Source organism: Serratia sp. YC16, assembly GCF_009707615.1.
Taxonomy (GTDB): Bacteria; Pseudomonadota; Gammaproteobacteria; order Enterobacterales; family Enterobacteriaceae; genus Serratia; species Serratia surfactantfaciens.
The window spans coordinates 408,539-429,104 of sequence record NZ_WLYN01000003.1 but is presented as its reverse complement, the minus strand read 5'-3'; the positions used below and the strand labels follow the sequence as shown (position 1 = coordinate 429,104).

At 59.0% G+C, this 20,566-nt stretch carries 18 protein-coding genes and 2 tRNA genes; 19 read left to right on the top strand and 1 reads right to left on the bottom strand.

Annotated elements, in window-relative coordinates; all coding sequences use genetic code 11:
* Position 1: 1 nt before the first annotated feature.
* The 16 genes from glmM (at position 2) to yedF (ending at position 16,015) form a co-directional block, all read left to right on the top strand.
* Positions 2-1,339 carry a phosphoglucosamine mutase gene (gene glmM / locus GKN89_RS13900; RefSeq protein ID WP_019453344.1) on the top strand — a complete coding sequence of 446 codons (1,338 nt, stop codon included), beginning with the start codon at positions 2-4 and terminating at the stop codon, positions 1,337-1,339.
* A 220-nt stretch (positions 1,340-1,559) separates the two neighbouring features.
* Positions 1,560-1,895, top strand: a complete 336-nt coding sequence (secG, locus tag GKN89_RS13895; protein WP_004933519.1) for a preprotein translocase subunit SecG — start codon at positions 1,560-1,562, stop codon at positions 1,893-1,895.
* Between the two features lie 70 nt (positions 1,896-1,965).
* Positions 1,966-2,052, top strand: a tRNA-Leu gene (locus GKN89_RS13890).
* Between the two features lie 60 nt (positions 2,053-2,112).
* Positions 2,113-2,189, top strand: a tRNA-Met gene (locus tag GKN89_RS13885).
* Positions 2,190-2,406: 217 nt separating this feature from the next.
* A complete protein-coding gene (rimP, locus tag GKN89_RS13880; RefSeq protein WP_004933515.1) occupies positions 2,407-2,859 on the top strand; it encodes a ribosome maturation factor RimP in 453 nt (150 codons plus the stop codon).
* A gap of 21 nt (positions 2,860-2,880) precedes the next feature.
* A complete protein-coding gene (nusA, locus tag GKN89_RS13875) occupies positions 2,881-4,389 on the top strand; it encodes a transcription termination factor NusA (RefSeq protein ID WP_019453340.1) in 1,509 nt (502 codons plus the stop codon).
* A 23-nt stretch (positions 4,390-4,412) separates the two neighbouring features.
* Positions 4,413-7,103: a translation initiation factor IF-2 gene (gene infB / locus GKN89_RS13870; RefSeq protein WP_019453339.1), complete on the top strand. Its 2,691-nt coding sequence runs from the start codon at positions 4,413-4,415 to the stop codon at positions 7,101-7,103.
* Positions 7,104-7,173: 70 nt separating this feature from the next.
* Entirely contained in the window at positions 7,174-7,584 is a 411-nt protein-coding gene (gene rbfA / locus GKN89_RS13865; protein WP_019453338.1) for a 30S ribosome-binding factor RbfA, read from the top strand.
* Positions 7,584-8,528, top strand: a complete 945-nt coding sequence (gene truB / locus GKN89_RS13860) for a tRNA pseudouridine(55) synthase TruB (RefSeq protein WP_004933505.1) — start codon at positions 7,584-7,586, stop codon at positions 8,526-8,528. The genes rbfA and truB overlap by 1 nt, the downstream gene beginning before the upstream one ends.
* Positions 8,529-8,652: 124 nt before the next feature.
* Complete coding sequence (rpsO, locus tag GKN89_RS13855; RefSeq protein WP_004933502.1) at positions 8,653-8,922, top strand: 30S ribosomal protein S15; 270 nt, start codon at positions 8,653-8,655, stop codon at positions 8,920-8,922.
* Between the two features lie 256 nt (positions 8,923-9,178).
* A complete protein-coding gene (pnp, locus tag GKN89_RS13850; protein ID WP_019453336.1) occupies positions 9,179-11,296 on the top strand; it encodes a polyribonucleotide nucleotidyltransferase in 2,118 nt (705 codons plus the stop codon).
* Positions 11,297-11,424: 128 nt separating this feature from the next.
* Entirely contained in the window at positions 11,425-12,309 is an 885-nt protein-coding gene (gene nlpI, locus GKN89_RS13845; RefSeq protein WP_004933495.1) for a lipoprotein NlpI, read from the top strand.
* Positions 12,310-12,425: 116 nt separating this feature from the next.
* Positions 12,426-12,506, top strand: a complete 81-nt coding sequence (yrbN, locus tag GKN89_RS24525) for a protein YrbN (RefSeq protein ID WP_099032700.1) — start codon at positions 12,426-12,428, stop codon at positions 12,504-12,506.
* The gene (locus GKN89_RS13835; RefSeq protein WP_004933492.1) at positions 12,496-14,418 is read left to right on the top strand and encodes a DEAD/DEAH family ATP-dependent RNA helicase; all 1,923 of its coding nucleotides are present in this window, start codon (positions 12,496-12,498) and stop codon (positions 14,416-14,418) included. The genes yrbN and GKN89_RS13835 overlap by 11 nt, the downstream gene beginning before the upstream one ends.
* A 146-nt stretch (positions 14,419-14,564) precedes the next feature.
* The gene (yedE, locus tag GKN89_RS13830) at positions 14,565-15,779 is read left to right on the top strand and encodes a selenium metabolism membrane protein YedE/FdhT (RefSeq protein WP_004933488.1); all 1,215 of its coding nucleotides are present in this window, start codon (positions 14,565-14,567) and stop codon (positions 15,777-15,779) included.
* Positions 15,776-16,015 (top strand): sulfurtransferase-like selenium metabolism protein YedF, encoded by a 240-nt coding sequence (gene yedF / locus GKN89_RS13825; RefSeq protein WP_004933486.1) that lies wholly within the window; start codon positions 15,776-15,778, stop codon positions 16,013-16,015. Before yedE ends, yedF begins: the two co-directional genes overlap by 4 nt.
* A gap of 37 nt (positions 16,016-16,052) precedes the next feature.
* Here yedF and GKN89_RS13820 read toward each other — a convergent pair whose 3' ends face one another.
* Complete coding sequence (locus GKN89_RS13820; protein WP_175565696.1) at positions 16,053-17,066, bottom strand: luciferase-like monooxygenase; 1,014 nt, start codon at positions 17,064-17,066, stop codon at positions 16,053-16,055.
* A gap of 230 nt (positions 17,067-17,296) precedes the next feature.
* On the opposite strand from GKN89_RS13820, the gene GKN89_RS13815 reads away from it, so the two are divergent.
* The 3 genes from GKN89_RS13815 to GKN89_RS13805 are packed head-to-tail and all read left to right on the top strand — an operon-like array spanning position 17,297 to position 20,540.
* A complete protein-coding gene (locus tag GKN89_RS13815; protein ID WP_154747203.1) occupies positions 17,297-18,268 on the top strand; it encodes an HlyD family secretion protein in 972 nt (323 codons plus the stop codon).
* The gene (locus GKN89_RS13810) at positions 18,250-19,404 is read left to right on the top strand and encodes an ABC transporter permease (RefSeq protein ID WP_025159593.1); all 1,155 of its coding nucleotides are present in this window, start codon (positions 18,250-18,252) and stop codon (positions 19,402-19,404) included. The genes GKN89_RS13815 and GKN89_RS13810 overlap by 19 nt, the downstream gene beginning before the upstream one ends.
* The gene (locus GKN89_RS13805; RefSeq protein WP_154747202.1) at positions 19,401-20,540 is read left to right on the top strand and encodes an ABC transporter permease; all 1,140 of its coding nucleotides are present in this window, start codon (positions 19,401-19,403) and stop codon (positions 20,538-20,540) included. Before GKN89_RS13810 ends, GKN89_RS13805 begins: the two co-directional genes overlap by 4 nt.
* The last annotated feature ends 26 nt before the right edge of the window (positions 20,541-20,566 follow it).

The window sequence follows — 20,566 nt, the reverse complement described above, 5'->3', positions numbered from 1 at the left end:
CATGAGCGAGCGCAAATATTTCGGCACCGACGGCATCCGCGGCAAAGTCGGGGACAGCCCCATCACCCCGGACTTCGTGCTGAAGCTGGGTTGGGCGGCCGGTAAGGTGCTGGCGCGCCACGGTTCGCGCAAGATCATCATCGGCAAGGACACGCGCATCTCCGGTTACATGCTGGAATCCGCGCTGGAAGCCGGCCTGGCAGCCGCGGGGCTTTCTGCCTCTTTCACCGGGCCGATGCCGACGCCGGCGGTAGCCTATCTGACGCGCACCTTCCGCGCCGAAGCGGGTATCGTCATCTCCGCCTCGCATAACCCGTTCTACGACAACGGCATCAAATTCTTCTCGATAGACGGCGCCAAACTGCCGGACAACGTCGAAGAGGCGATTGAAGCCGAGATGGAAAAACCGCTGACCTGCGTGGAGTCCGCCGAACTGGGTAAAGCCAGCCGCATCATCGACGCCGCCGGCCGCTATATCGAATTCTGTAAAGGCACCTTCCCGAGCGAGCTGAGCCTGAAAGGGCTGAAGATCGTGGTCGACTGCGCCAACGGCGCCACTTACCACATTGCGCCGAGCGTGCTGCGCGAATTGGGCGCCACGGTGATCGCCATCGGCGTTGAGCCGGACGGCATGAATATCAACGAAAAATGCGGCGCCACCGACGTGCGTCAGCTGCAGGAGCGCGTACTCAAAGAAAAAGCGCACGTGGGCCTGGCGTTCGACGGCGACGGCGATCGCGTGATGATGGTGGACCATTTGGGCAACAAGGTGGACGGCGATCAGATCCTGTACATCATCGCGCGTGAAGGCCTGCGTCAAGGCCAGCTGCGCGGCGGCGCGGTCGGCACCCTGATGAGCAACATGGGGCTGGAGCTGGCGCTGAAGCAGCTGGGCATTCCGTTCGCCCGCGCCAAGGTGGGCGACCGCTATGTGCTGGAGAAGCTGCAGGAGTTGGGCTGGCGCATCGGCGCGGAAAACTCCGGCCATGTGATCCTGCTGGACAAAACTACCACCGGCGACGGCATCGTGGCCGGGCTGCAGGTGCTGACCGCCATAGTGCGCAACCACATGAGCCTGCACGATCTGTGCAGCGGCATGAAGCTGTTGCCGCAGATCCTGGTCAATGTGCGCTTCGCCGGCGAGCATAATCCGCTGGAATCCGAAGCGGTGCGTAAAGTCACCGAGCAGGTGGAAGCCGAGCTGGCCGGTCGCGGCCGGGTGCTGCTGCGCAAATCGGGCACCGAACCGCTGATCCGCGTGATGGTGGAAGGCGAGGACGAGCAGCAGGTGACCGCGCTGGCGCATCGCATCGCCGACGCGGTGAAATCCGCAGGTTAAAACAGACAGTTAGCCGCCGGGCTCGGCAACGCTGAGCCCGAACAGGCGATTGTTGGCGTTTTTTTCCGCAAACGCGCCGGCGGCTGCAAATTGCCCTTGCGCGGGTTGGCGGCTTTGGTTAGTATTCACACCCGCTTCAGTAGGCAGTTTGTAAAAGCGCCTGCTTGATGAGTGTGAAGCATTTGGCATGCGGTTAGGCCGCAAGGATACGGGTACTACTATGTACGAAGCTCTTCTGGTAATTTTCCTGCTGATCTCAATCGGGCTGGTTGCTCTGATTATGCTGCAGCAAGGTAAAGGCGCTGATATGGGAGCCTCTTTCGGAGCAGGTGCATCAGGCACGTTGTTCGGTTCGAGTGGTTCCGGTAACTTTATGACCCGCATGACTGCTGTGCTGGCGACGCTGTTCTTCGTCATCAGCCTGATTCTGGGCAACCTCAGCAGCAACCAAAGCAAGAAAGGCAGCGAGTGGGAAAACCTGGGTCAGCCAGTGAAAACTGAGCAGACAACCGCGCCGGCGGCACCAGCCAAACCGAGCAGCGATATCCCGCAGTAAGCCGCAACAGAGTTTGAAAACGGTGGTTGTGAACTCGAAAGAACAACGGCCGTTAGCAGTAAGAATCAGTACCGAGGTGGTGGAATTGGTAGACACGCTACCTTGAGGTGGTAGTGCCCTAACGGGCTTGTGGGTTCGAGTCCCATCCTCGGTACCAAATCCCAGAGATAACTTGCAATTTTGCGATTATCGGCGTAGTATTTGCCACGTTTTCGGACGCGGGGTGGAGCAGCCTGGTAGCTCGTCGGGCTCATAACCCGAAGGTCGTCGGTTCAAATCCGGCCCCCGCAACCACTTTCCTTTAAGTGTTTATTTTCAAATACACTTTTCGATTGAAACCCGCTTTTCTCGATCAACATTTGAAAATGACACTTGCTCGAAAGTTGTACCGAGGCCGCCTAGCGGCAAACAGGGTCCAGTTGCATAAAGCCCCGATTTTTCGGGGTTTTTTGTTATTTGGCAACAGAATCACTGGGCTATTTAGCCCTTTTTTTATGTCTTGGGGGTGGGCTTGTCCACATTAGAGCAACAGTTAACAGAGATGCTTTCGGCACCCGTAGAAGCGTTGGGCTTTGAGCTTGTAGGCATCGAATTCATTCGTGCGCGCCAATCGACGCTCCGCATCTATATTGATAGTGACAACGGCATCAATGTTGATGATTGCGCTGATGTCAGCCACCAGGTCAGCGCTGTATTGGACGTCGAAGATCCAATCACGGTCGCTTACAACTTGGAAGTCTCCTCTCCTGGCCTTGATCGCCCGATGTTCACCGCAGAACACTATACGCGTTACCTCGGTGAAGAAGTCAGCCTGGTCCTGCGCATGGCGGTACAGAACCGTCGCAAGTGGCAGGGTATTATCAAGTCTGTCGAAGGCGAGATGATCACGGTTACTGTGGAAGGGAAAGATGAAGTGTTCGCGCTGAGCAACATCCAGAAAGCGAACCTGGTACCCCACTTTTAAAGTTTGGAAGAGGCAACTAGGATGAACAAAGAGATTCTGGCTGTTGTTGAAGCAGTTTCCAATGAAAAATCCCTTCCGCGCGAGAAGATTTTCGAAGCGCTGGAAACTGCATTAGCCACCGCAACCAAGAAAAAATACGAGCAGGAAATCGACGTGCGCGTCAGCATTGACCGCAGAACCGGCGATTTCGATACCTTCCGCCGTTGGGTCGCCGTAGACGAAGTGACTCAGCCAACGCGTGAAATCACGCTGGAAGCCGCTCAGTTTGAAGATCCGAGCATCGAGCTCGGCGGCTACGTCGAAGATCAGATCGAATCCGTGACCTTCGACCGTATCACCACCCAAACCGCCAAGCAGGTTATCGTGCAGAAAGTGCGCGAAGCCGAGCGTGCGATGGTGGTCGACGCTTTCCGTGAACACGAAGGCGAGATCGTCACCGGCGTGGTGAAGAAAGTGAACCGCGACAGCATCGCGCTGGATCTGGGCAACAACGCCGAAGCGGTGATTGGCCGTGAAGACATGCTGCCGCGCGAAAACTTCCGTCCGGGCGACCGCATTCGCGGCGTATTGTACGCCGTGCGTCCTGAAGCTCGCGGCGCGCAGCTGTTCGTCAGCCGTTCCAGCTCGGAAATGCTGAAAGAACTGTTCCGCATCGAAGTGCCGGAAATCGGCGAAGAAGTGATTGAAATTAAAGCGGCAGCCCGCGATCCTGGCTCCCGCGCGAAAATTGCAGTGAAAACCAACGACAAGCGCATCGACCCGGTCGGCGCTTGCGTAGGCATGCGCGGTGCGCGCGTTCAGGCCGTGTCGAGCGAGCTCGGCGGCGAACGTATCGACATCATCCTGTGGGATGACAACCCTGCGCAATTCGTCATCAACGCCATGGCGCCGGCCGACGTCGCGTCGATCGTGGTAGACGAAGATAACTGCACCATGGATATCGCCGTTGAAGCCAGCAACCTGGCGCAGGCGATCGGCCGTAACGGCCAAAACGTGCGTTTGGCTTCCCAGCTGCTGAAACAACACCGCGGCGACGATCGTTGGGAACTGAACGTGATGACGGCGGACGACCTGCAGGCCAAGCACCAGGCCGAGGCTCATGCCGCTATTGATACCTTCACCAAGTATCTTGATATCGACGAAGATTTCGCCACCGTACTGGTTGAAGAAGGCTTCTCCACGCTGGAAGAGCTGGCCTACGTGCCGATCAAAGAGCTGTTGGAAATCGACGGTCTGGATGAAGATACGGTTGAAGCATTGCGCGAACGCGCCAAAGCTGCATTGACCACGCTGGCCCTGGCACAAGAAGAAAGCCTGGGCGACAACAAACCGGCCGACGATTTGCTCAACCTGCCGGGTCTTGAGCGCAGCATGGCCTTTAAACTGGCCGCGCGTGGGGTTTGTACGCTGGAAGATCTTGCCGAGCAGGGTGTTGACGATCTGGCTGATATTGAAGGGCTTAGCGATGAGCAAGCCGGCGAGCTGATCATGGCTGCACGCAATATCTGTTGGTTTGGCGACAACGCGTAATAACTGTAGCAGGAAGGAACAGCATGACGACAGATGTAACCGTAAAATCGCTGGCAGCAGAGATTCAGACTCCGGTTGATCGCCTGGTACAGCAGTTTGCTGATGCAGGGATCAACAAGTCCGAGTCGGACTCTGTTACCCAGCAAGAAAAAGAAACATTGCTGGCGCACCTGAACCGTGAACACGGCAGCGCGCCGGGTAAACTCACTTTGCAGCGCAAAACGCGCAGCACCTTGAATATCCCGAGCACCGGCGGTAAAAGTAAATCGGTGCAAATTGAGGTCCGCAAGAAACGCACTTATGTAAATCGCGATACGCAGGAAGCCCAGTTGGCTGAAGCGGCAGAGCAGGCACAGCGTGAAGCGGAAGAGCAGGCACGGCGCGAAGCGGAAGAGCTCGCAAAACGCGAAGCGGAAGCGAAGCGCGCAGCCGAAGAGCAAGCCAAACGTGAGGCCGCGGAGATTGCTAAGCGTAATTCAGCGGAAAAAGAAAAAGTGACCAATCAACATACCGACGAAATGACCAAGCCAGCTCAGGCGGAAAAAGCACGCCGTGAAGCCGAAGCCGCTGAACTGAAACGCAAAGCGGAAGAGGAAGTGCGCCGCAAGGTTGAAGAGGAAGCCAAGCGCGTGGCGGAAGAAGCCCGTCGCATGGCCGAAGAGAACGGCGAGAAGTGGGCCCAGGCCGACGCGGCAAGCGCTGCGGTTGAAAGCGCCGACTATCACGTGACCACCTCTCAGCATGCCCGTGCCGCTGAAGACGAAAACGACGCCAAAGTTGAAGGCGATCGTCGCAGCCGCACCCGCGGCGGCAAAGCCACCAAGCAGAAGAAAGGCAACAAGCTGTCCGAATCCAAAGCGGATCGCGAAGAAGCGCGCGCCGTTACCCGTGGCGGTAAAGGCGGCAAACGCAAGCCTAGCGCTCTGCAGCAGGGCTTCAACAAGCCGGCGCAGGTGGTTAACCGCGACGTGGTGATCGGTGAAACCATCACCGTAGCCGAGCTGGCCAACAAGATGGCGGTAAAAGGTTCTCAGGTCATCAAAGTGATGATGAAGCTGGGCGCCATGGCCACCATCAACCAGGTTATCGACCAGGAAACCGCACAGCTGGTTGCCGAAGAGATGGGCCACAAAGTTATCCTGCGTCGTGAAAACGAGCTGGAAGAAGCGCTGATGAGCGACCGTGATACGGGCGCTGCGGCTGAACCGCGTGCGCCGGTCGTGACCATCATGGGCCACGTTGACCACGGTAAAACCTCTCTGCTGGACTACATCCGCTCCACTAAAGTGGCGGCGGGCGAAGCCGGCGGCATTACCCAGCACATCGGTGCCTACCACGTAGAAACCGAGAACGGCATGATCACCTTCCTGGATACCCCGGGTCACGCCGCGTTTACCTCGATGCGTGCTCGCGGTGCTCAGGCAACTGACATCGTGGTTCTGGTGGTGGCGGCTGATGACGGCGTGATGCCACAGACCATCGAAGCTATCCAGCACGCGAAAGCGGCGCAGGTGCCATTGGTGGTTGCGGTTAACAAAATCGACAAACCGGAAGCCGATCCGGACCGCGTTAAGCAGGAACTGTCTCAGTACGGCGTTATGCCGGAAGAGTGGGGCGGCGAAGCGCAGTTCGTCCACGTATCCGCGAAAGCCGGTACCGGTATCGACGAACTGCTGCAGGCTATCCTGCTGCAGGCCGAAGTTCTGGAACTGAAAGCGGTACGCAGCGGCATGGCGAGCGGCGTAGTGATCGAGTCCTTCCTGGATAAAGGCCGTGGCCCAGTGGCTACCGTGCTGGTTCAGGAAGGTACGCTGAACAAGGGCGACATCGTCCTGTGTGGCTTCGAATACGGCCGTGTGCGTGCGATGCGCGACGAATTGGGCCGTGAAGTGACCTCCGCCGGTCCGTCTATCCCTGTGGAAATCCTGGGTCTGTCCAGCGTGCCTGCAGCGGGTGACGAAGCGACCGTAGTGCGTGACGAGAAGAAAGCGCGTGAAGTGGCGCTGTATCGTCAGGGCAAGTTCCGCGAAGTCAAACTGGCGCGTCAGCAGAAGTCCAAGTTGGAAAACATGTTCGCCAACATGACCGACGGCGAAGTGTCCGAGCTGAACATCGTACTGAAATCCGACGTTCAGGGTTCTTGCGAAGCGATCAGCGACTCGCTGCTGAAACTCTCCACCGACGAAGTGAAGGTGAAGATTGTCGGCTCCGGCGTAGGTGGTATCACCGAAACCGACGCGACGCTGGCTGCGGCTTCCAACGCCATCATCCTGGGCTTCAACGTGCGTGCCGACGCTTCTGCGCGCCGCGTGATCGAAGCGGAAAGCCTGGATCTGCGTTACTACTCCGTGATCTATAACCTGATCGACGAAGTGAAGCAGGCGATGAGCGGTATGCTGGCGCCGGAATACAAGCAGCAGATCATCGGCCTGGCCGAAGTGCGCGACGTGTTCAAATCGCCTAAGTTCGGCGCTATCGCCGGCTGTATGGTTACCGAAGGGACCATCAAGCGTCACAACCCAATCCGCGTACTGCGCGACAACGTGGTTATCTATGAAGGCGAGCTGGAATCCCTGCGCCGCTTCAAAGATGACGTTAACGAAGTCCGTAACGGCATGGAATGTGGTATCGGCGTTAAGAACTATAACGACGTGCGCGTCGGCGACATGATCGAAGTGTTCGAGATCATTGAGATCCAACGCACCATCGCTTAACGATTGCACATCTGCTTATATCTGTTTACGGGGGGCCTTTGTGCCCCCCGATTTGTCTGGAGAATCCAAAATGGCAAAAGAATTCAGCCGCGGTCAACGCGTGGCGCAAGAGATGCAGAAAGAGATTGCGATCATTCTGCAGCGTGAAGTGAAAGATCCGCGCGTCGGCATGGCGACCGTTTCCGGCGTGGAAGTGTCCCGTGATCTGGCGTACGCCAAGGTTTACGTCACCTTCCTGAACGTGCTGACCGAGAACCACGATCCGGATCTGGTCAACAACGGCATCAAAGCGTTGCAAGACGCTTCCGGTTACATCCGCACCCTGCTGGGCAAAGCGATGCGCCTGCGCGTGGTGCCGGAGCTGACCTTCGCCTACGATAACTCCCTGGTGGAAGGCATGCGCATGTCCAACCTGGTGACCAACGTGGTGAAGAACGACGCCGAGCGCCGTTCCGCCTCAGGCGATGACAAGGAGGACTGATGAGTCGCCCTCGTCGCCGCGGCCGTGATATCCACGGCGTGCTGTTGCTGGACAAGCCGCAGGGTTTGTCGTCCAACGATGCGCTGCAAAAAGTAAAGCGCCTGTACAACGCCAACCGGGCGGGTCACACCGGCGCGCTCGATCCGCTGGCGACCGGCATGCTGCCTATCTGCCTGGGTGAAGCGACCAAGTTTTCGCAATATCTGCTCGATTCCGACAAGCGCTATCGGGTGATCGCCAAGTTGGGGCAGCGTACCGATACCTCGGACGCCGACGGTCAGATCGTGCAGGAGCGCCCGGTGAACTTCACCCAGGCGCAGCTCGACGCGGCGCTGGACACCTTCCGCGGCGACATCCAGCAGGTGCCGTCGATGTATTCGGCGCTGAAATACCAGGGCAAGAAACTCTACGAGTATGCGCGCCAGGGGATTGAAGTGCCGCGCGAAGCGCGCAGCATCACGGTGTACGAGCTGCAGTTTATCCGTTGGGAAGGGGATGAGCTGGAGCTGGAGATTCACTGCTCGAAAGGCACTTACATCCGCACCATCACCGACGATCTCGGCGAGCTGCTGGGCTGCGGCGCGCACGTGATCTATCTGCGTCGCCTGCAGGTGGCGACTTACCCGATCGCGCGCATGGTGACGCTGGAACAGCTGAACGCCTTGCTGGCGCAGGCGCAGGAACAAGCGATCGCCCCCGGCGAGCTGCTCGATCCGCTGCTGATGCCGATGGACAGCCCGGTTGAGAACTATCCGGAAGTGAATTTGCTGCCGGTGGTGGCGGGCTACGTCAAGCAGGGGCAGCCGGTGCAGGTGGCCGGTGCGCCGGCCTCCGGTATGGTGCGTATCACCGAGGGTGAAGAGCGGAAATTCATCGGCGTTGGCGACATCGCCGAGGATGGTCGCGTGGCGCCGCGCCGCCTGGTGGTCGAACATTTCGACTGACGGCGGGGCACTGCGTCGCCTTGCGATCGCACTGCGCTAAGAGTAGAATGGCGCAGCTTATGCATTGGGTTGCTGAATTAGAGATCGGCGCCTGTTTTTATTATCTATAATCTGGAGTATTACAATGTCTCTAAGTGTTGAAGCTAAAGCTCAAATCGTAGCTGATTTCGGTCGTGGTACTAACGACAGCGGTTCTACCGAAGTTCAGGTTGCCCTGCTGACTGCGCAGATCAACCATCTGCAAGGCCACTTCTCCGAGCACAAAAAAGATCACCACAGCCGTCGTGGTCTGCTGCGTATGGTTTCTCAGCGTCGTAAGCTGCTGGACTACCTGAAGCGTAAAGATGTAGCACGTTACACCAGCCTGATCGAGCGTCTGGGTCTGCGTCGCTAATCTAGCAAGTTTCAGTGGAAAGGGGCCTATTTTGGCCCCTTTCTTCTAGGAAGCATAAGCAAATCAGGTTAATGTATTACTGATGTTTCCAAACAGGTTCTTCCGTTACAGAGGTTCGCGCGGCTAATGAGAGGCTTTATCTCCCGCCTGAGATAAGGATTGTCATTAGTCGCGAGGATGTAGTGAGAAGGCAAATCGAGTCACAGGCGTGTCGAGTCGTCAATGCGATTGCGCGCCGCTAATCAAGGATATAATTTTGCTGACACCGATCATTCGCAAATTCCAGTATGGCCAGCATACCGTCACCATCGAAACTGGTATGATGGCTCGTCAGGCCACCGCCGCCGTTATGGTGAGCATGGATGACACCGCCGTCTTCGTTACCGTTGTTGGCCAGAAAAAAGCCAAGCCGGGCCAGAGCTTCTTCCCGCTGACCGTTAACTACCAAGAGCGTACCTACGCCGCTGGTCGTATCCCGGGCAGCTTCTTCCGTCGCGAAGGCCGTCCGAGCGAAGGCGAGACCCTGACTTCCCGTCTGATTGACCGTCCGATCCGTCCACTGTTCCCGGACAACTTCCTGAACGAAGTTCAGGTGATCGCGACCGTGGTTTCCGTTAACCCGCAGGTGAACCCGGACATCGTTGCGATGATCGGTGCCTCTGCCGCCCTGAGCCTGTCCGGTATTCCGTTCAACGGCCCAATCGGCGCAGCGCGCGTAGGTTACATCAACGATCAGTACGTGCTGAACCCGACGACCGACGAGCTGAAAGAAAGCCGTCTGGACCTGGTGGTTGCCGGTACTGCCGGTGCGGTGCTGATGGTTGAATCCGAAGCGGACGTGCTGAGCGAAGATCAGATGCTGGGCGCCGTGGTATTCGGCCACGACCAGCAGCAAGTGGTTATCGAGAACATCAACGCTCTGGTTGCCGAAGCCGGCAAACCGAAGTGGGATTGGCAGGCGCCAGCGGTCAACGAAGCGCTGCACGCGCGCGTGGCTGAACTGGCCGAAGCTCGCCTGGGCGACGCTTACCACATCACCGAAAAACAAGAGCGTTACGCTCAGGTTGACGCGATCAAAGACAGCGTAGTTGAAACCCTGCTGGCGCAGGACGAAACGCTGGACGCCGGCGAAATCCAGGACATCCTGGGCAACGTCGAGAAGAACGTGGTGCGCAGCCGCGTACTGCGTGGCGAGCCGCGTATCGACGGCCGTGAAAAAGACATGATCCGTGGCCTGGACGTGCGCACCGGCGTACTGCCGCGCACCCACGGTTCCGCGCTGTTCACCCGTGGCGAAACTCAGGCGCTGGTTACCGCGACCCTGGGCACCGCGCGCGACGCCCAGAACCTGGACGAGCTGATGGGCGAGAAGACCGACAGCTTCCTGTTCCACTACAACTTCCCTCCGTACTCCGTAGGCGAAACCGGCATGGTCGGTTCTCCTAAGCGTCGTGAAATCGGTCACGGTCGCCTGGCGAAACGCGGCGTATTGGCTATGATGCCTAAACCGGAAGATTTCCCGTACACGGTTCGCGTGGTGTCTGAAATCACCGAATCCAACGGTTCTTCTTCCATGGCTTCCGTGTGCGGCGCGTCTCTGGCGCTGATGGACGCCGGTGTGCCAATCAAGGCCGCCGTTGCGGGTATCGCGATGGGCCTGGTGAAAGAGGCCGATAACTTTGTGGTTCTGTCCGACATTCTGGGTGACGAAGATCACCTGGGCGACATGGACTTCAAAGTGGCCGGTAGCCGCGACGGTATCACCGCGCTGCAGATGGACATCAAAATCGAAGGCATCACCCGCGAAATCATGCAGGTGGCTCTGAACCAGGCCAAGGGCGCGCGTCTGCACATCCTGGGCGTAATGGAACAGGCTATCAGCACCCCGCGCGGCGATATCTCCGAATTCGCACCGCGTATTCATACTATCCGCATCAACCCGGATAAGATTAAAGACGTGATCGGTAAGGGCGGTTCCGTTATCCGCGCGCTGACCGAAGAGACTGGCACTACCATCGAAATTGAAGATGATGGTACAGTTAAAATCGCAGCGACCGACGGTGAGAAGGCGAAATTCGCTATCCGTCGTATCGAAGAGATCACGGCAGAGATCGAAGTGGGCCGTATTTACCAGGGTAAAGTGACCCGTATCGTTGATTTCGGCGCGTTCGTCGCTATCGGCGGTGGTAAAGAAGGTCTGGTGCACATTTCTCAGATCGCCGACAAGCGCGTCGAGAAAGTGACCGACTATCTGCAGATGGGTCAGGAAGTGCCGGTTAAGGTACTGGAAGTTGACCGTCAGGGCCGCGTGCGTCTGAGCATCAAAGAAGCGATGGCGCCGGAAGCAGGTTCACCTGCGCCTGAAGCAGAATAACTGTATAGATAGTTTTACAGCTCCCCGCCATGGGGTTGGGAGCTGTTCGTATCGCGCGGGTAGGATGCCCGCGTTTTAGCAAACGGAGGACAGGACGTTCATCCAATGTTTGTCTTCGGGAGTGGGAAATGAAGCCTTTCTTGCGCTGGTGTTACGTTGCGACAGCACTCATGCTGGCAGGATGCAGCAACCATGATTGGCGTAAAGACGAAGTTTTGGCAATCCCGTTGCAGCCAACGTTGCAGCAGGAAGTGATCCTGGCGCGCATGGAACAAATTCTTGCCAGCCGGGCACTGACGGATGACGAACGCGCACAGCTTTTATATGAGCGCGGTGTGCTGTATGATAGCCTCGGGTTACGTGCATTAGCGCGCAATGATTTCTCGCAGGCGCTGGCGATACGTCCCGACATGCCGGAAGTTTTCAACTACCTGGGCATTTACTTAACGCAGGCAGGCAATTTTGATGCTGCCTATGAAGCGTTTGATTCTGTACTAGAGCTTGATCCAACTTACAATTACGCGCGTTTAAACCGGGGCATCGCACTGTATTATGGCGGCCGCTTCCCGTTGGCGCAGGATGATCTGCAGGCGTTTTATCAAGACGACCCAAACGATCCCTTCCGTTCGTTATGGCTGTATCTGGTGGAGCGAGAAATCGATCCCAAGAAGGCCGAGGTAGCGCTTCAGCAGCGCTATGACAAAGCGGACAGAGGGCAATGGGGATGGAATATTGTCGAATTCTACCTGGGCAAGATCAGCGAAAAAACGCTGATGGAACGCCTCAAGGCAGATGCAACGGATAACACTTCGCTCGCTGAGCATCTCAGTGAAACTGACTTCTATTTGGGTAAACACTACCTGAGTCTGGGGGACAAGGACACCGCTTCGGCGCTGTTCAAACTGACGGTGTCTAACAACGTTCACAACTTCGTTGAGCACCGCTATGCATTGTTGGAATTGGCGCTTTTGGGCCAAGAACAAGACGACCTATCGGAATCGGACCAGCAATAGCTGACGAACACCTATCAGCCTGATGGACATTGGTTTTTAACCAAAGTTATCGCCTTAACGGGCGAGGGCTTTTTTGTTCGTTTTATAATCTAATTTGAGCCGGTTCACACTTTTCAATGAAAATGACTGAAAATTTTCTCGACGAGTTATGTAGACTGGCTGCCATTATTAATGAGGCACGTGTACATGACGACTGAGTTTGAAACCTCTTTTGCTGATCTGGGGCTGTCTGCTCCAATCATTTCCGCCCTGAACGATCTGGGCTATGAAAAACCATCTCCGATCCAGGCTGAGTGTATTCCTCACCTGTTGAACGGCCGCGACGTGCTGGGCATGGCACAGACCGGTAGTGGTAAAACTGCAGCGTTCTCGCTGCCGCTGCTGCACAACCTGCAGGCAGACCTGAAAGCACCTCAGATCCTGGTGCTGGCACCGACCCGCGAACTGGCGGTTCAGGTTGCTGAAGCGATGACCGATTTCTCCAAACACATGAACGGCGTCAACGTGGTAGCCCTGTACGGCGGCCAGCGTTACGACGTGCAGCTGCGCGCTCTGCGCCAGGGCCCGCAAATCGTTGTGGGTACCCCAGGCCGTCTGCTGGACCACCTGAAGCGCGGCACCCTGAACCTCTCTAACCTGAGCGGCCTGGTGCTGGATGAAGCCGACGAAATGCTGCGCATGGGCTTTATCGAAGACGTAGAAACCATCATGGCTGAGATCCCGGCTGAACATCAGACCGCGCTGTTCTCTGCTACCATGCCGGAAGCGATCCGTCGCATCACCCGCCGCTTCATGAAAGAGCCGCAGGAAGTGCGCATCCAGTCCAGCGTGACCACCCGTCCAGACATCAGCCAGAGCTACTGGTCGGTCTACGGCATGCGTAAAAACGAAGCGCTGGTGCGTTTCCTGGAAGCCGAAGACTTTGACGCGGCGATCATCTTCGTTCGTACCAAGAACGCGACCCTGGAAGTGGCCGAAGCGCTGGAGCGCAGCGGTTACAGCAGCGCCGCGCTGAACGGCGACATGAACCAGGCGCTGCGTGAGCAGACTCTGGAGCGTCTGAAAGACGGTCGTCTGGATATCCTGATCGCGACCGACGTTGCGGCCCGTGGCCTGGACGTTGAGCGCATCAGCCTGGTTGTCAACTACGACATCCCGATGGACTCCGAGTCTTACGTTCACCGTATCGGCCGTACCGGTCGTGCGGGCCGCGCCGGCCGCGCGCTGCTGTTCGTGGAAAACCGCGAACGCCGCCTGCTGCGCAACATCGAACGCACCATGAAGCTGACCATCCCTGAAGTGGAACTGCCGAACGCAGAACTGCTGGGCGAGCGTCGTCTGGCCAAGTTCGCCGCGAAAGTTCAGCAGCAGCTGGAAAGCAGCGATCTGGACCTGTACCGCGCACTGCTGACCAAACTGCAGCCGGAAGAAGAGCTGGATATGGAAACTCTGGCCGCAGCGCTGCTGAAAATGGCACAGGGCGAACGTCCGCTGATCCTGCCGCCGGATCCGGTCTTCAAGCCGCGTCAGCGCCGCGAGTTCAACGACCGTGACGATCGTCGCGGTGATCGTGGCGACCGTCGTGACAGCCGTGATGGCGATCGTCCGCGTCGCGAACGTCGTGACGTTGGCGAGATGCAGCTGTACCGCATCGAAGTGGGCCGTGACGATGGCGTTGAAGTTCGTCACATCGTTGGCGCCATCGCTAACGAAGGCGACATCAGCAGCCGTTACATCGGTAACATCAAGCTGTTCGCTTCCCACTCCACCATCGAGCTGCCAAAAGGCATGCCGGGCGAGATCCTGAATCACTTCACTCGCACTCGCATCCTGAACAAGCCGATGAACATGCAGCTGCTGGGCGATGCACAGCCGTTCGAACGTCGCGAGCGTCGTGACGGTGGCAACGGTGGCGAGCGTCGCGGCAACGGTCGTCCGTTCAACGGCGAACGTCGCGAAGGCGGCCCGCGTCGCTCCTTCGGCGAACGTCGTGAAGGCGGTAACGGCGGCGAGCGTCGTGGCGGTAACTACAACCGTGACGGCAAGCCAGCGCCACGCCGTGATGACGGCGCACCGGCAGCACCACGTCGTCGTTTCGGCGACGCGTAATCGCTGATTCGCCGTTCGCGGTGAAGCGCTCTGAAAAACCAGCCTGCGGGCTGGTTTTTTTATGCCTGAAAGTTGCCGTCAAACGCCCCTGAATGGCGTATCATTCATAAGGTTTTTTCTTACGGATGATATGCACGGGAGATGCCATGAGTTGGCAGCAGTTTAAATCTCAATACCTGGTGCGCTTTTGGGCGCCGCTGCCGGCGGTGATCGCCGCCGGGATCCTTTCTACCTACTACTTCGGCATGACCGGCACCTTCTGGGCGGTGACCGGCGAGTTCACCCGCTGGGGCGGCCATGTGCTGCAGTGGTTCGGCCTGCACCCCGAGCAGTGGGGCTATTTCAAGGTCATCGGCCTGCAGGGCACGCCGCTGGAGCGCATCGACGGGCGGATGATCATCGGCATGTTCGCCGGCTGTATCGCCGCCGCGCTATGGGCCAACAACATCAAACTGCGTCAGCCGCAGCACCGCATTCGCATCGTGCAGGCGCTGCTGGGCGGCATCATCGCCGGCTTCGGCGCACGCCTGGCGATGGGCTGCAACCTGGCGGCGTTTTTCACCGGCATTCCGCAGTTCTCGTTACACGCCTGGTTCTTCGCGCTGGCGACCGCCGCCGGCTCCTACTTCGGCGCCAAATTCACGCTGCTGCCGATGTTCCGCATTCCGGTCAAGTTGCAAAAGGTGAAGGCCGCCGCGCCGCTGACGCAGAAGCCTGAGCAGGCGCGTCGCCGTTTCCGGCTGGGCATGGCGATCTTCGGCCTGGCGGTGGCCTGGTCGTTGTGGACGCTGTTCGATGCGCCGAAGCTCGGCATCGCCATGCTGTTCGGCATCGGCTTTGGCCTGCTGATCGAGCGCGCGCAGATCTGCTTCACTTCGGCGTTCCGCGATCTGTGGATCACCGGCCGCACCCACATGGCGAAAGCCATCATCATCGGCATGGCGGTGAGCGCCATCGGTATCTTCAGCTATGTGCAGCTGGGCGTGGCGCCGAAGATCATGTGGGCCGGCCCGAATGCGGTGCTCGGCGGTTTGCTGTTCGGCTTCGGCATCGTGCTGGCCGGCGGTTGCGAGACCGGCTGGATGTACCGCGCCGTGGAAGGGCAGGTGCACTACTGGTGGGTGGGGCTGGGCAACATCATCGGCGCTACGCTGCTGGCCTATTACTGGGACGACCTGGCGCCGGCGCTGGCGACCGACTACGACAAGATTAACCTGCTCGATACCTTCGGCCCGATCGGCGGCCTGCTGGTGACTTACCTGCTGCTGGCGCTGGCCTTCGCTGCCATGCTGTGGTGGGAGAAACGCTTTTTCCGCGCCCGGCCTGAGGCGCAGGTGGTGAATTTGAGGAGCATGCCATGAAAGAGACGACGATAGTGCCGGACTACCGGCTGGACATGCTGGGCGAACCTTGCCCGTACCCGGCGGTGGCGACGCTGGAGGCGATGCCGCAGCTGAAGCCGGGGGAGATCCTGGAGGTGATCAGCGATTGCCCGCAGTCGATCAACAACATCCCGCTCGATGCGCGCAACCACGGCTACAAGGTGCTGGATATTCAACAGGACGGGCCGACCATCCGCTATCTGATTCAGCGTTAACGCCAAGGCGGTGGGGTTTCCACCGCCTTTTCGCTTTTTAGCCCTTCACGATGTCGCCTTTCACCCCGGCGACAATCTCGAACGAACGCAGCCGCGCCTGATGATCGAAGATCTGGCCGTTGACCATGATCTCGTCGGCATCGGTTTCACGCAGCAGCGTTTGCAGCCCGTGGCGCACCGTATTTTCGTCGCCGACGATCGACATCCGCAGCGCCTGCTCGACGCCGTATTGCTCACCTGCGGTCCACAGCGCGTGGATGTTATCCACCGGCGGCGGCAGCGGGCCGGGCGAACCGCGGCGCAGATTGATGAACTGCTGTTGCATCGAGCTGAACAGGAAGCGCGCGTCGCGGTCGCTGTCGGCGGCGATCACGTTGACGCACACCATGGCGTGCGGCTGCGCCAGCTGTTTGGACGGTTTGAAGTTCTCGCGGTACAGCTGCAGCGCCTGGAACAGCATATCCGGGGCAAAGTGCGAAGCGAAGGCGAACGGCAGGCCGAGCTGTGCCGCCAGCTGCGCGCTGTAGAGGCTGGAGCCGAGCAGCCAGAGCGGCACATGCAGCCCCTGGCCCGGCACCGCCTGCACCGGCTGGCCGGGCTGCGCATCGCAGAAGTAGTTTTGCAGTTCCTGCACGTCGCGCGGGAAGGTATCCACGTCGCCGGACAGGTGGCGGCGCAAGGCCATCATGGTGCGCTGATCGGTGCCAGGCGCGCGGCCCAGCCCCAGATCGATGCGGCCGGGGTAGAGCGATTCCAGCGTGCCGAACTGCTCGGCGATCACCAGCGGCGCATGGTTCGGCAGCATTACGCCGCCGGAGCCGAGGCGAATGCTTTGGGTGCCGGCGGCCAGATAGCCCAGCAGCACCGAGGTGGCGGCGCTGCCGATGCCGGTCATGTTGTGGTGCTCGGCCAGCCAGTAGCGCTGGTAGCCCCAGCGTTCGGCGTGTTGCGCCAGATCCAGCGAACAGTGGAAAGCGTCGCGCGCTTTGGCCCCTTGCGGGATTGGCGATAAATCCAGTACCGACAGCGGTACGGCAGTGTTTTCAGTCATGACATCGTCCATCAGAGAGTGGATCGCTTAAAGGGCGATTGCAGAGGTCTGCATACCAAAAAGCCGAAAATGATGCTTTTTAGTGTTAAAAGCATAATCCAATTTATAGTTATAAAAGAGGAGATATGTGCTTGTGATATCCTCATGAGAGCAATGGTGTTTTTTGGAGCAATTTGAAATATGGAAATGATGATACTCGCCCGCCGCTTACCGTTCCGGGAACTGACATAATGAAAAAAAAGACGTTGTTTACCCTATTGCTGATGATGGTGGCGATCGCATTGGCGATCCTGTTCCGTGCGCACAACCAGGATTTGTTGCTGCAGGGTGAAGTGGATGCACCTGAAGTGATCGTCGCTTCCAAAGCGAAAGGCCGGGTGGTTGAACGCCTGATTGAGCGCGGCGACGACGTGAAAAGTGGTCAGCTGATCATCCAGCTCGACAGCCCTGAATTGATAGCGCAACTGCGTTCCGCACAGGCGACGCGCGACGAAGCCAAGGCGCAGCTCGACCAGTCGCTGAACGGCACTCGTGAAGAGAGTATCCGCAACCTGCGCGCCAACCTGGCGCAGGCCGAAGCGCAGTACCGCAATGCGCAAAATGACTACAACCGCAACCTGAGCGTGGCCGGCAAAGGCTATATCTCGAGGTCCGAGCTGGACGCTTCGCGCCGCGCGCGCGACACCGCCTTCCAACAGGTACAGGCGGCCAAAGCCAATCTGGATGAGGGCATCAACGGCGATCGCGTCGAGCTACGGCAACAATATGCGGCGGCGCTGCGGGCGGCGGAAGAGAACCTGCTGCAGATCCAGGCGCAGACCGACGACCTGCAGGTAAAAGCGCCGGTGGATGGCGAAGTGGGGCCGATCCCGGCCGAAGTGGGTGAACTGCTGAACGCCGGCAGCCCGCTGGTGACGCTGATCCGGGTGCCGGACGCTTACTTCGTGTTTAACCTGCGCGAAGACATCCTGGCCCACGTGCGCAAAGGCGACAAGGTCAAGCTGCGGGTGCCGGCGCTGAAGGACAAAATGATCGACACCGAGGTGCGTTACATCGCGCCGCTGGGGGATTACGCCACTAAACGCGCCACCCGCGCCACCGGCGACTTCGACCTGAAAACCTTCGAAGTGCGCCTGTATCCGTCACAGCCGGTGGACGGCCTGCGTCCGGGGATGAGCACCTTATGGCAATGGAAAGAGTAAGGGCCGGCTGGCGCTGCTTCAGTCACGCGTTCGACAAAGAGTGCCGCGTCGCCTTTCGCAGCCCGGTGGTGCACTGGCTGAGCTGGATCTTTCCGCTGATCCTGTTTGTGCTGATCAGCAGCAACTTCTCCGAAGGCACGCTGCTCGATCTGCCGGTATCGGTGGTGGATAGCGATCACAGCCCGCTGTCCAAATCGCTGACGCGCCGGCTGGATGCGGGTTCGCACGCCCACGTCGAGGCTTACGGCGGCGGATTGCCGGAGTCGCTGAACCGCCTGCGCAGCGCGCAGGATTACGCGTTGCTGTACATCCCGCCGGACTTTGAGGCCAACGCGCTGTCGGGCAAGCAGCCGAGCGTGGTGATGTACTACAACGCGCTGTTCTACGGCGCCGGGCTGTACTCCACCCAGGACTTCGGCGGCCTGATGAACGAAATCAACGCCAGCACCCGCAGCATCATCGCCACCGAGATGGGCAAATCGCTGCCGCCGCTGGCGGACGTGACGCTCTCCTACGGCAGCCTGTTCAACGCCAGCGGCAGCTATATCTACTACCAGCAGTTCGCCGCCACTATCCACCTGCTGCAGCTGTTCGTGGTGACCTGTATGATCTACGTGCTGGCGCGCAGCAAGTCGCTGCTGCAGGCCAAGCCGTTCAGCCTGGCGCTGCTCGGCAAGCTGGCGCCCTACACGCTGTGTTTCACCACCCTGCTGATGGTGGAGATCGCGGCGCTGGTGGGCATCTTTGACGCCCGCGTCAGCGGCAATCCGCTGTTTATGCTTATGATCGGCCTGTTCTACGTGATGGCGGCGCAGAGCATCGGCCTGCTGCTGTATACCTTTACCGGCAGCACCATCACCGCGTACAGCCTGATCGGTATTTTGGTCAGTATCGCAATGACTTTCTCCGGCATGGCGGTGCCTGAGCTGTCGATGCCGCTGCCGGCGCGCATCATTTCCAACATCGAACCGTTGACCCACGCGCTGTACGCGATGTTCGACGTGTTCCTGCGCCAGGTGCACGCTAGCGCCATCTTCAGCGTGTGCGCGCTGCTGGCGGTCTATCCGCTGGTGGCCGCGCTGCTGGTGCGCAACCGCCTGCCGGCGCGGCTGGCAAAAGAGGGGAACGCCGGATGAAGCTCTATTGGCAAACCTTCGTTAAGGTGCTGCTCGGCATGCTGGAGCGGCCGGTGTGGCTGATGCTGATCCTGTCGCTGTGTATCATGAGCCTGGTGTACGCCAACCGCACGGTGTGGGATCTGCCGGTGGGGGTGATCGATCAGGATCACAGCACCGCCAGCCGCCAGCTGATCCGCCAACTGGACGCCACCTCCAAGATCGCCATTGAAACTTACGACAGCCTGGAGCAGGCGCAGCGCGATCTCGGCTGGCGCAAGCTGTTTGCGGTGCTCATCATGCCGGTGGATCTGGAGAAGAAAATTCTCAGCGGGCAGAACATCGTGGTGCCGATGTACGGTGACGCCACCAACCGCCTGGCTAACGGCCAGATCCAACAGGACGTGGTGGCGGCCTACCAGCAGTTGTTGACGGAGTACAACAACGGGCTGCTGCTGCGCAGTGGATTCAGCGAACGGCAGGCGCAGATATTGCTGACGCCGATACTGGGGCAAACGCTGGACGTGTTCAACCCCGGCATCAGCTTCGCGGCGATCATCTTCCCCGGCCTGCTGGTGATGCTGTTGCAGCACTCGCTGCTGATCGCCTGTATCCGCGTCAATATCGCCATGAAGAGCATGCCCGGCGGCAAGGCGCCGCTGGCGGCGCACCTCGGCGGGCTGACGGCGCTGCTGCCGATCTGGCTGTTCCTGTCGATCGTGCTGTTCGTGCTGTGGCCGTGGGTCTTGGGCTATCGGCAGACGGCGAACATCGCCGAACTGCTGCTGCTGACCTTCCCGTTCCTGCTGGCGGTATTGGGGCTGGGCAAGCTGGTAACCGAGTGCCTGCGCAGCGTCGAGATGATCTACCTGACGCTGGCGTTCATCACCACGCCGATCTTCTACCTGTCCGGCACCATCTGGCCGCTGCAGTCGATGCCGGCCTGGGTGCGCGCCATTTCGTACAGCATTCCCTCCACCTGGGGCACCAAGGCGATCGCCGGCGTCAACCAGATGGGGCTGTCGCTGAATGAAGTGTGGGGCGACGTGGTGATGATGTTGATACTCGGCGTGGTCTATACCCTGCTGGGCTTCGGCGTGGGTTTCTTGCGCAACAGCGTGGCGCTGCGCGGGATGTTCAGGAAGCGGCGAGTGTAGGGGATAAATAAAGGCGCCATTTTCGG